The organism is Siphonobacter sp. SORGH_AS_0500, assembly GCF_002838835.1.
GTDB lineage: Bacteria > Bacteroidota > Bacteroidia > Cytophagales > Spirosomataceae > Siphonobacter.
In genome coordinates, this window is the sequence record NZ_NHPP01000008.1 from 142,975 (window position 1) to 155,611 (window position 12,637).

The following is a 12,637-nucleotide window of genomic DNA, read 5'->3' on the forward strand; positions in this document are numbered from 1 at the left end:
CAATTCTTCGAGATATAGACTAAAAACGAACAACTAATAACCATTACAACCAACATTCTACCGCCGTCCTCGCTTGGGACCAGAACTGGATTTCTTGCCACCCGTAGACTTTCCCGAGGGTCGTCCGCCCGAAGGTTTGGGTGAACCAGATTTGGCGTTTCCACCTCTTCCGGTGGGCTTCGCTTTTTGCCAGTATTGAACCTTCTTTTCGTGGAAAGCTCCTTTAAAGGTCGGGTCGTCTTTCTTCCGCTGATCGTCCATTTCCCGAAGCATATCCTGACGTTCGCTGAAAGGCGTATTCGTTACCTCAACTTCTTCAGGAAGAAACTCTATCGGTATTTCCTGACCAATGATTTTCTCAATCTTTTCTATATGATATTCCTCTGCTTCCGTCACAAACGTAATGGCAGTACCCGTATGAAAAGCCCGTCCCGTCCGACCAATGCGGTGCACATAATCTTCATAAATCAGGGGCACGTCGAAGTTAATCACGTGTGTTACTTCCTGCACATCAATGCCTCGGGAGGCTACGTCTGTAGCTACTAATACCTTGATTTGATTATCCCGAAAAGCCTGCATTGCGTTAATGCGGGTATTTTGGCCTTTGTTGGCGTGAATGACCCGAACGTCGTCTTCCGAGAAAATCTTACGGGAAATAAACTTATGAATATTATCCGCTACCTCCTTTGAACGCACAAAAATCATAACCTTCTGCAAAGTCGGATCTTTCAGGAGGTAACCCAGGAGGTTAATCTTCGTATGCAGGTTAGGAACCGAATAAATAACCTGCTCTACCGTAGAGGCCGTGGTGGCCTGTGGCGTTACTTCGATGCGGGTTGGAAATTCGAGAAACTCAAAAGAGAATTTCTCTACTTTTTCCGGGAACGTAGCCGAGAATAACAAATTCTGCCGTTTACGCGGAATGATTTCCAGAATCCGGCGAATCTGGGGCATGAAACCCATGTCCATCATCTTATCGGCTTCGTCGAGCACCATTACTTTTAATTCCTTCGTAATGATGTCACCGCGAAGGTATAAGTCCATAAACCGACCGGGTGTGCTTACCAGAATATCAACGCCGGCTTTCAGAGCTTCAATTTGCGTTTTCGGCCCTAATCCTCCATAGATACAGAGGGTTCGTAAATCGGTATATTTACTGAGCTGCTCAATGGCATCGCCAATCTGCATGACTAACTCCCGGGTAGGAGCGAGGATCAACGCCCGCGGAGCCGTGCCCTGGGCGTACTTAATTTTATAGAGAATGGGCAACACAAAGGCTGCCGTTTTTCCCGTGCCGGTCTGAGCAATACCCAGCAGGTCGTGACCCGCCAAAACAATGGGGATACCCTGCTGCTGGATCTCCGTAGGTTGCTGATAGCCTGCGTCTTCAATGGCGTTCAGTAACTGCCGGTTCAGGTTAAAATCTTCGAAAGTCATCTTCTTTTTCTTTCCAAACGAAATACAAAGGTCGCAAAAAGCCTTGGTATCCAGTAGTAATCCTGAAAAACAAGCCCCTAGCTACCAGTAAAATGGATGAGGTACGTTTTATAAAAACCTAGTATTGACAAAGAAAAACAAGATTTAGTCGAGGAATAGCGATGAAGCTAAGGGTAATCTGCTATTTTTAAGCGATTTGTACGGTACTCCCATCAACAAAATTATGTCTATTCTGTCTTTTCGGCGGGCTTTGGCAGTGGGTCTTCTGCTGAGCTTGCCCGTGGCCTCTTCCTTTGCCCAGAAACTGGGTCCTTTGACGGTCGAAAAAATCATGCGTGATCCCAAGTGGATGGGTGTTGCTCCCAGCGATCCATTTTGGGCTGAAGATGGTTCTAAAGTCTATTTTTCCTGGAATCCCGAAAAAGCAATCGGCGATTCTTTATACGCGTACGAGTTAAACACGAAAAAAATCACTAAAGTGAGCCCGCAGGATCGGCTACGAATGCCGAGCCAGTCGGGGCTGTATAACCGGACGAAAACGGTTAAAGTTTACGAAAAAAACGGTGATCTGTTCTACCTCGATCTGGCTACGAAACAGATTCGTCAGTTAACAAATACCGTTGAATCGGAAAGTAATCCCAGCTTTAGTAGTGACGAGCGGCAGGTAATCTTCCGTCGCGGCATGAACCTGTTTACGATGAACCTGGCTTCGGGCGAAGTAACGCAGGTAACGAACTTCTTACCCGGTAGTAAAAAGGCGGAGGCTAAAGTCAGTGAAGAAGAAAAATGGCTGAAAAGCGATCAGCTAGCCATGTTTGAAGTCCTGAAAGAACGAGCTGATAAAAAGAAAGCAGCCGAGAAAATCACGAAAGCCAATCAAGCTAAACGGCCGAAGGAATTTTACCTGGAAGAGCGAAACCTGATGGCTCCAACCTACGCCCCGAATGGTAAATTTGTCACATTTCAGTTGATGAAATCGGCGACTGGCGTGAAGAATACCATCGTCCCTAATTACGTCACTGAATCAGGTTTTACGGAAGACATTTCGGGTCGTTCAAAAGTAGGGGCACCCATGGCGGCTCATCAGCTTTTCATTTATGACATTGAAAAGGATACCATTCGGGAAGTAAGCACGAAAGAATTAACGGGTATCAACGAACAACCAGCTTATCTGGCGGAATACGCCAAGAAAAAAGCGGATACCACTGCTAAAAGCACGAAGCCCAAAGTCCGAACGGTGCAGTTTTACGGAACAAGCTGGTCGGAAGAGGGCGATTATGGCGTGGTCATTGTTCGTTCGCAGGATAACAAAGATCGCTGGATCGCTCAGATTGACCCGGCCAAAGCTCAACTGAAAGTGCTGGATCGTCTGCGGGACGAAGCCTGGGTTGGTGGTCCTGGTTCCTATTCCTTAACCTGGCTGGATAAAGAAACCTTGCTGTATCAGTCTGAAGCGACGGGTTACTCGCACCTGTACAGTATAAACCTTCGCACGAACGAGAAAAAGCAGTTAACCAGCGGAAAATTCGAAGTGCAGCAAACGTATCTTTCCAAAGATAAAAAGACCATTTATTTTCAGTCGAATGAGGTGCATCCCGGCGAACAGCACTGGTATAAAATGGCAACCACGGGTGGCGAACGGACGAAACTAACCTCGATGGTAGGAGCAAATGACGTGACTTTATCGCCCGATGAATCGAAGTTATTAATCCGTTATTCCAGCACGACGCAACCTTGGGAATTATACCTTCAGGACAATCAGGCCGCCGCAAAAGCGGAGAAGATTACCCATTCGCTTACTGAAGAATTCAAATCTTACGACTGGAAAGCCCCCCAGATCATTACCATCAAAGCCAGCGACGGGCAGGATATATATGCTCGATTATACGTTCCTAAAAAGAAAAATGGAGCAGCCGTGGTTTTCGTACACGGAGCGGGTTACCTGCAAAACGCCCACAAATGGTGGAGTAGTTACTTCCGGGAATACATGTTCCATAACCTTCTGCTGGAACAAGGGTATACTGTTCTGGATATGGATTATCGTGGATCAGCGGGTTATGGCCGCGACTGGCGGACGGGTATTTATCGCTTCATGGGTGGGAAAGACCTTGACGATCACGTAGATGGGGCAAAGTACCTAACGCAGAAAGTGGGTATTAACCCGAAACGTATGGGCATCTACGGTGGCAGTTACGGCGGCTTCATGACGCTCATGGCTCTCTTTACCAAGCCCGGTACTTTTCACGCCGGAGCAGCTCTACGGCCCGTAACGGACTGGGCAGCATATAACCACGGGTATACGGCAAACATCCTGAACGAACCTCAGAATGACTCACTGGCGTATCGTCGGAGTTCTCCGATTTATCATGCGACGGGACTGAAAGATAACCTGTTGATTTGCCACGGCATGGTTGATGTAAACGTACATTTTCAGGATGTCGTACGCCTTTCGCAACGGTTAATCGAGCTTCGTAAGGAAAATTGGGAACTGGCGGCTTATCCAATGGAAGATCACGGTTTTGTAGAACCCACAAGCTGGATGGACGAATACAAGCGGATTCTGAAGCTATTTCAGGAAAAACTTAAAAAATAGAACGAGAGATGTTCAGCAGTGAACGGGAGTTTCGGTGACGAAGCTCCCGTTTTTTATGGCTTGAGTGTCAGGCAAGAATGAATCCTGCTTTCGTTCTAAGGGGCTAGTAAAAGTTAGCTAATTTTCAAACGTATCCAGATGGTTCATGCGTTAGAAAATTGTCATATGTTTGTTTGTTAATTTATTGACAGTCAATTAAATTGTTGCCTCATTCATTCACCCTCTATACCATGACCAAAACTTTACTTGTAGCACTTCCTTTGCGGAAAATTAATTCACTGAAATGCCGCTATGGCTCGCTATTTTCCACCTCAACCCCTGCGGGAGACCTTGGAAACTCACCCAGAGCGTAATTTCTGGTCTGATGTAAAGAGGATTCAATCCTGAGAATACCCGAAAACGTTGGTAGGATTAGTTGAAAATTAGCGGATCCATGAATGTATTAATCATAGAACTGGGGGGATCGCATGCCGAATGCATTTACTCAACGGTTCACTTCCTGACGCACAACCATAGTGAAGTACACGTCGCTTGTAATGAATCATTGGTGCGTTTGCTACCTGAGAGTCTGCAACTGAGCGGAATCCTGGATTTACCCGATCATCTGAATTTTTTCCGGCAAATACAGTCCTTTATCAAGATCAGAAAATACATTGCTGATCATCAAATAGATACCATCATTATCAATACCACCGAAATAAAAGTGGTACGAAATCTAAGTTTGGTATTACCCCGAAAGAATACAATCGGGTTGGTCCATAATGCCAGGAAACTTAAAAATAGCTCAACGTTCTCGAAGGTATTGTATCGTAAAATCAAGAAATACCTGGTCTTAAGTGATTACCTGCTAACCGAGATTGATCCCTTGCCCAAGTATCATGTTTCTTCGTTTTATCCCATCTATTTTCCAAAAGTAGAGGTGTTAGCTCCGATGAAACCAGCGAACGAGTACTGGATTACGATTCCCGGAACGGTTGCTGTGGAACGGAGGGATTATCTCTCGCTGGTGAATTACATCTCAAAACATAAATTTCCCGAAAACATTAAATTCATTTTTCTCGGTAAATTCAAAGAACGGGAAGATCTGGTAACGGCTTTAGCGGATTCGGGTTTGTGGCATTCACAAATTAAAACCTTTGATTATCAGCTGGAATACAATGAGTTCCACTCGTACATTCAGCAATCCGATTTGATGTTGCCGCTGATTAATAGCGAAGCCAATGGTTTTTATGGCAATACCCGGATTTCCGGCACTTTTAATTTAGGGCTGGGATATAAAAAACCGTTTTTACTGAATCGAAAATACGCGTCTAACAAGGATTTATCCTGTTTTAGCCATTACTACGATAGCATGGAAGAACTGGCGGAAATCATTCTCCATCTGTATTACCAGAACTTCAAAGATCCCGTTATTCAGGACGCTTACCAGGAAAGTATATTCAATGATATGGAGCGAATGTCCATCCGCTTTTACGATTTCGTCAAAACCGATCAGGATGCCGTCTTAGTTTAGAGACGTAGAAAACGGAAAGAGCCTAGCCGATTTGATCGGCTAGGCTCTTTCCGTTTATGAATAGTCGGGAATTTACACGTGCTGTAACATTGTCAAGCGGCGGTAAAGGCCTTCTTCCACCTCCACTAATTCGTCGTGACTACCGCGTTCAATAATCTGACCGTTTTGCAGAATAATGATTTCATCGGCTTCCTTGATAGTGCTTAATCGGTGAGCAATAACGATGGTCGTTTTATCCTGCATCAGATTATCCAACGCTTCCTGAACTGACTTTTCGGATTCGGTATCCAGAGCCGAGGTAGCTTCATCCAGAATCAAAATGGAAGAATTCTTGAAAACCGCCCGGGCAATACTTAAACGCTGACGTTGGCCACCCGACAAACGAATGCCCCGATCTCCGATATTGGTTTCGTACCCATTCTCGGTATGCATAATAAATTCGTGAGCGTTGGCCACTTTTGCCGCGTGCATGACTTCTTCCAGCGTAGCATCGGGCCGACCAAGAGCGATGTTATTAAAAATGGAATCGTTAAAAAGGATAATCTCCTGTGAAACGAAACTCATGTGACTGCGTAAGGATTCTGATTTGTAATCCCGAACGTCAACGCCGTCAATCAGAACCTGACCGTCGGTTACGTCGTAAAAACGCGGAATTAAATCGGCAATGGTAGACTTACCCACGCCGGAAGGTCCTACAAAAGCAATTTTCTTTCCTTTCTCAACCGAAAATGACAAGTTCTGAAGTACCGGTTTTTCGCCGTACTGGAAGGAAACATTTTTAAACTCTATCGACTCACGGAACGTAGGCATATCAATTGCTCCAGGACGATCCTCTACCTCGATGGGTTTATCCAAAATTTCCACAATCCGTTCGCCAGCGGCCCGGCCTTGCTGAATATTGGTCAGGGCCAATACAATTGCTTTCGCCGGACGTAACACCTGCGAGAAAATGGCAATGAAGGCAATGAATGAACTCGCCTGCAAACCACCTTCCTGACTTAATACCAGACTACCACCGTATACCAGAATACAGGCCACTACAAACACACCCGAAGCTTCGGAGAAAGCCGGAGCCAGCTCGCGTCTTCTGAAACCCTGAATGCTAGCCTGACGGTAAAAGTCGTTTTCCTGACTGAAACGTTTGATAATGAATGGAGTAGCGTTAAACGAACGAATGATTCGCATGCCCATCAGGGTTTCGTCCATCATCGTTAATAAACGACCCATTGAGGCCTGTACGTTCTGAGCTTCCCGCTTCAATCGTTTGTTCACGGCGGCAATACCTATTGCTGAAACCGGGATAATGACCAGTGTAAACAAGGTAAGCTTGGCGGAAATGGCGAAGAGAGCAATGAAGTAACCAATCAGGGTATAAGGCTCTTTGAAAACTACCTCCAGCGAGCTGGAAGCCACGCTTTCGATGGCATAAACATCACCGTTTAATCGGGAAAGTAAATCACCTTTATGTTCCTTCGTGAAGTAACCCAGATGCAGATGGTTAATCTTTTCAAATAAGGCTTCTCGCAGGCGTTTTACCAGCATGGTTCGGGCGTTGAGCAGGCATTGCTGAGCCAGGTACCGGAAAAGGTTTGCCAGCAAAACCGAGGCTACGATGGTTCCGGCCAAGAAATACAGAGCATACATGGGGTTACCTACCTTGAAGCGGTAAACCACATAATAGAAATAATCTTTAAAATACGTTGGATTAAAAGAAAACTCGGGCTGAGCCGCGTATTTCTGAGCCTCGTCCGCAATGTGCGAGGAGTCAAAAAGGAAATTCAGCAGGGGAATGATCAGAGCAAATTGAAAGATGCTGAAGAAAACCCCGGCGAGTGTGAAGAGAAAAAAGGGTATTACAAACTTCCGAAACGGCTTTATATACCCCAAAAGTCGACTGTAAATTTCCATTTACTTGGTGTTACGTGAAATTGGGAGGTGAAGAACCGCTATCTCAGGGATCAAACGCAACGAATGCATACAGTTCTTCGGAGATTAAAACGAATCTTACTGAGTATTAATGTATTTTAGGAGAGGTTGAAAGACAAAAATACGGCCTTCGCGTGAAGCGATGTATGGCTTCTGTCATTTTTCGATCCATACGTACGGAGGAAATCGGTCATTTATTTAAAGATAACAAAGATTTTTTAGCGATAAGAGCTTGATTTACTGATAAATAGATTAGATCAAAGTTTTTTATTCCTGAGGCGTATAAGGGACACCAAAACCCTCGAAAAGTTTATGAAACATTTAAATAGTTTTCAAAGTATTAGTTTCGTGCGTTAAAAAAGCGATGGAAACCGGAAATGATTTCTGGAAGCAAAGAACAGACAGGTGAGCGTTAGTGAACCCAAAGAAGGATTTGTACGAGTCAATCTAACTTTCTGGCAGATTGGTGTCATAGCAAAGAATACGCTTTGCATAAATCCCTAGAGTAACCTATCTGTAGAAGCCCACGGAAGGTGCTGAGTAGTTTCCTGGTTCAGAACAGACGTTCAGAAGCAGGGAAACGAGCCGGTGCCGATTCATTGGAGGGCCATCCCTTTATAAATCAAAGACATTTATGTCCTCGATAATTCTTGATTGTGGTTTAATGAAATTTCCGAACTCAGGCTTGTATCACTACTGTCTGAATATGAGTCTGGAGGTAAATAAGTTATTGGAAAAACGGCAGCAGCCGCCTTTGCGAATGTATTTGCCTCCCCGAAAGTATCTACAAAAGGCCCCGGAGAATCATCATATCATTGAGAAAAAATGGCATAAGCTCTGGAAACCTTTTCTGGTGGGTTGCCGGGTATGGCATGCTCCCTTTCAGTCAGGACGAATTATTCCCCGAAAAGATCGCAGCAGTAGTACCAACGTGCTGTTAACGGTTCATGATCTCAACGTCTTACACGAAGGCAAACCCCGCGAAGAACAACTGAGAAGCCTGGCCCATACGCAAACCCTCATTGATCGAAGTGACGCCATCGTTTGTATCTCGGAATTTACCAGAAATGATTTACTGCAACATTGTGAAGTCGGCAACAAGCCTGTGTACGTCATTCATAATGGCTTGCATCAGGTAGCAACGCCCGGTTTGAATCACAAGTCCTATCGACCCAGCCGACCGTTTCTTTTTGGACTGGGGTATCTGAATGCCAAGAAAAATTACCACGTTTTAATTCCTCTGCTCCAGCATAATCCAGAGTTAGAGATGATCATTGCGGGGCATTTTGACGAACCCGATTACGTAGCCCAAATGAAAGCCCTGGCCGAGCAATTAGGCGTTCGGGATCGTTTACATCTGCCGGGCCCGGTGTTGGAAGAGGAAAAGAGCTGGTATCTGAAAAATTGTCTGGCTTTTTTGCATCCTTCGCTGGCGGAAGGTTTCGGTTTACCCGTAGTGGAAGCCATGTCATTTGGAAAACCCGTTTTTCTGTCGGACCGAACTTCATTACCGGAAGTGGGAGGGGACGTTGCCTTTTATTTCAGTAGTTTTGAAGCAGAAGCCATGCAGCAAGTATTTCAGGCAGGAATGAATCAGTATACGACCCAGGCTCTGGAACAACAGATTCGGCAACGGGCGAATTTTTTCAGCCTGGAAAAAAGTGCGGAGAAGTATCTGGAAGTGTATGAATCGCTGTTTTAATCGGGTAGGTGGTAAGTACATTTCATTAATCTTCGTAAAAGGATTACGGTAAAAATGATGACTAGCCGATGGATTCATTCTGTCTAGTAAATAGACCTGAAGTGTTTTGGTTGAAATAGATTACTGATCTGGTAACTAGTGGATTAGAGGCGTGTGGTAGATTTTTTGATCGTAATTCAACAAATGAATACGTCTCGTTTCTGCTGAAAAATGCACTTTCTAAATCGGTTTTTCCGAAATAACTATTTAAAAAATCCTTCTCTGTTGACTTCGCCAGGGGCTGAAGTGCTTAAATAATTATCTATTTTTAAATTTCATACCTTACCTTAAGCCTGATGAAAGGCTCAGTAGGTGCTGTTTTTCTGACGGGAAAAGCAGAAAAAAGGTCTGTTTTATTTAAAGAAGTATAATCACATGAAAAAAGCGGTTCTTAGTGTTGCCCTCACCGCCGGATTACTGTGGGCCCTGGGTACTTCCTTTCGTCCTATACCTGCTTTGGGAGCTTTTTTAAGCCCTTTTTCGGGCTTTTGGAGTAACGAACGCCGAATTCAGCTACTGGATTCGGAAGTGCACTTGCCGGGTGTACAGGGAGATGTGTTTGTTCGGTATGATGACAATCGGGTACCCCATATTTTTGCCACCAATGACCATGACCTCTACTATGCTCAGGGCTACGTAACGGCCCGGGATCGTCTTTTCCAGATGGATCTGACCATTCGTTCCGCTTCCGGGCGATTGAGTGAGATTGTAGGCGAACAGGCCCTGCCGCTGGATTTATACAAACGTCGGACGGGCTCAATGAAGGCTGCTGAAGACTCGTGGCGATTTGTCCAGCAGGACGAAAAAATTCGTTCGGTGATGGAAGCGTACAGCGATGGCATCAATGCCTATCTCAAAAACTTACGTCCGGCAGATTACCCTGTAGAGTATAAAATGCTGGGTTTCGAGCCCGAAGCCTGGACTCCCGAGAAGTCCATGTTATTAATGGTGGAAATGACGCATACGCTGGCCAGTCCAAAAGATGGCGATGCGGCCATGACTAACCTGCTGCAAAAATTCGGGATAGAAGTTCTCAAGGATTTATACCCGGATTACGCCGATCGCGAAAGCCCGATTATTCCGAAAGGGACCAGATGGAATTTCCGTAGGAAAGCAATTCCTCGCCAGCCCAAAGGATATGATGAACTAACCGCAGCCGTGGCTGAACCCACTGACTGGCCGCAACGGGTAGAAGGCATTGGCTCGAATAACTGGGCCATTTCCGGGAAGAAGTCTGCTACGGGTTTACCCATTCTGGCGGGGGACCCCCACCTGGGGCTTACCCTGCCTTCCATCTGGTATCAGGTTCAACTGGCTACACCCGAAAGCAATGCGTACGGTGTATCCTTACCCGGAGCTCCATGCGTTATTATTGGGTTCAACCACGACGTCGCCTGGAGTGTGACAAACGTTGCAGCTGATGTTTCGGATTTATATGCCATCCGATTCAAGGATGCGTCCCGCCAGGAGTATTGGTATAATGAGTTATGGAATAAAACGACGTTTCGGGCAGAGGAGATCAAGATCAAAGGAAAGCCTAGCGTTATTGATACCGTTGCCTATACGCACCACGGACCCGTGGCCTTGCCCCGTTATCCCGAAGACAAAAAACCAAGTCTGGCTCTGAAATGGATTGCTCACGAACCGGGTAACCCCATCAAGACTTTTTACATGCTGAATCGTTCGCGGAATTACGATGATTACGTGCGGTCGCTGAGTCATTACGTCGGACCAGCTCAGAATTTCGTTTTTGCGAGTAATCAGGATGACATTGCTATTTGGGTAAATGGCAAATTTCCGCTGAAATGGGATGAACAGGGTAAATATCTATTGGATGGTACCAAGCCCGAATACGACTGGCAAGGCTGGATTCCGCACGAGCAGAATCCGCACGTGAAAAACCCCAGTCGGGGTTTTGTGAGTTCGGCTAATCAGTCACCGACGGATCAGTCGTATCCCTATTACCTGCACTGGCGGTTTGCCCCAGCTAACCGGGCCATTCGTATTAATGAACGACTCGAAGCTATGGAACGGGCTACACCTGATAGCATGCGAGCTTTACAGAATGATACTTACAACGTGCTGGCCCGTGACCTGTTACCCACGCTGTTGGAAGATATTGACTTCGGAGACCTAAATGCCAATCAATACTCGGCTTATACGGCCTTAAAGCAGTGGGATTACGAGTATACGCTGGCATCGGTTGAAGCTACGATTTTTGAAAAATGGATTGATAACCTTCCCTTTTTTGTCTGGGATGAATTCAAATCTGATTCTAAAAAACCGATTCAATTACCGCAGGATGACCAGTTATGGCATTTGATTCTGAAGAAACCGGAATCGAAGTGGTTTGACCTGAAGGCCACCCCCGAAGTGAAAGAAACCAAAAGCGATATTGTCCGGCTTAGCTTCCGAGCTACCATCGATTCGCTTCATCGGCAATACGGCACGTATTCTTCCAAAAACTGGGCCTGGGGTAATGTCAAAGGATCGACCATTGCCCATTTGATCCCCCCTTTAAAAGCTTTCGGCCGAACAGGCGTAAAGGCAGGGGGTGGGGCCGATGTACCCAATGCCTATCGCGGGAAGTGGGGACCCTCGTGGCGAATGGTGGTAGCCCTCGGCAAAGAGGGTCCAACGGCTTACGGGATTTATCCCGGTGGTCAGTCGGGTAACCCCGGTAGCCCGTATTATGACAACATGGTGAATGCCTGGTCGAGAGGTGAATTAAAGGAATTGGTATACCTGAAATCGCTGGAGGAGAATAATGGGAAGGTGCTGAGTACCCTGAAAATCACCAAAGAATAATGCTAAAACGTAGAGACGCGAATTCATCGCGTCTGAGTAAGAGGCGGTTTTTCTATCTTTGAATTACCCCCATTTCTGACTAGACGCGATGAATTCGCGTCTTTACCTTTCGCGAACCTTTACCTGAAACGAGTACAAGCCTAATTCCTGCGGAAAGCCTTATGCAGTTTATATTAATGATTTTGTTATCTGCCATGGTGCAGTATTTTCTGCCCTGGTGGTCGGTAATGATTATTCCATTTGCCATTTCGGCCTGGAAGGGTGAAAGTGGTGGTGGAGCCTTCTGGAACGGATTTCTGTCTACGGCTTTGCTCTGGTTTTGCATGGCCTATTACGAACACCTTCGATCCGGGGGGATATTAACGGCCCGCATGAGCGAAACCTTTCAGAACATTGGGACGATTGGTCTCTTAACCCTAACGACCTGGAGCGGAGCTTTGCTGGCGGGATTTGCTTCCATGAGTGGCTATTATTGCCGTCAGGCGATTTTACCCAAAGTGAAAACTGACAGCGAAAAAGCGAAAGATTATTGGTGAAAGTTCGTAAAATCCTGAAATACTGTATGAAACCGGCCTTGTCTCTTCAAGGCAAATGGCTATTTTTGCCGACCTAATCGTAT

Annotated in this window: 7 protein-coding genes; 5 read left to right on the forward strand and 2 right to left on the reverse strand. The window is 45.8% G+C overall.

The genetic code is table 11. From position 1 onward, the window contains the following. Positions 1 to 57: 57 nt before the first annotated feature. A complete protein-coding gene (locus BWI96_RS11500; protein WP_106636777.1) occupies positions 58 to 1,437 on the reverse strand; it encodes a DEAD/DEAH box helicase in 1,380 nt (459 codons plus the stop codon). 223 nt (positions 1,438 to 1,660) lie between these two features. Between BWI96_RS11500 and BWI96_RS11505 the strand changes: the two genes are divergently transcribed. Together BWI96_RS11505 and BWI96_RS11510 are read left to right on the forward strand one after the other, a co-directional pair. Then, positions 1,661 to 4,030 carry a prolyl oligopeptidase family serine peptidase gene (locus BWI96_RS11505; protein WP_369804143.1) on the forward strand — a complete coding sequence of 790 codons (2,370 nt, stop codon included), beginning with the start codon at positions 1,661 to 1,663 and terminating at the stop codon, positions 4,028 to 4,030. 433 nt (positions 4,031 to 4,463) lie between these two features. After that, the gene (locus tag BWI96_RS11510; RefSeq protein WP_106636778.1) at positions 4,464 to 5,543 is read left to right on the forward strand and encodes a hypothetical protein; all 1,080 of its coding nucleotides are present in this window, start codon (positions 4,464 to 4,466) and stop codon (positions 5,541 to 5,543) included. A 72-nt stretch (positions 5,544 to 5,615) separates the two neighbouring features. Here the strand turns inward: BWI96_RS11510 and BWI96_RS11515 are convergent, their stop codons facing one another. Further along, positions 5,616 to 7,451 carry an ABC transporter ATP-binding protein gene (locus tag BWI96_RS11515; RefSeq protein WP_106636779.1) on the reverse strand — a complete coding sequence of 612 codons (1,836 nt, stop codon included), beginning with the start codon at positions 7,449 to 7,451 and terminating at the stop codon, positions 5,616 to 5,618. A gap of 682 nt (positions 7,452 to 8,133) precedes the next feature. Here BWI96_RS11515 and BWI96_RS11520 point away from each other — a divergent pair. From BWI96_RS11520 to BWI96_RS11530, 3 genes are all read left to right on the forward strand, one after another. After that, entirely contained in the window at positions 8,134 to 9,171 is a 1,038-nt protein-coding gene (locus tag BWI96_RS11520; RefSeq protein WP_198555239.1) for a glycosyltransferase family 1 protein, read from the forward strand. A gap of 414 nt (positions 9,172 to 9,585) precedes the next feature. Beyond that, positions 9,586 to 12,018, forward strand: a complete 2,433-nt coding sequence (locus BWI96_RS11525) for a penicillin acylase family protein (RefSeq protein WP_106636781.1) — start codon at positions 9,586 to 9,588, stop codon at positions 12,016 to 12,018. Positions 12,019 to 12,179: 161 nt separating this feature from the next. Then, positions 12,180 to 12,554, forward strand: a complete 375-nt coding sequence (locus BWI96_RS11530) for a hypothetical protein (protein WP_106636782.1) — start codon at positions 12,180 to 12,182, stop codon at positions 12,552 to 12,554. Positions 12,555 to 12,637 lie beyond the last annotated feature (83 nt).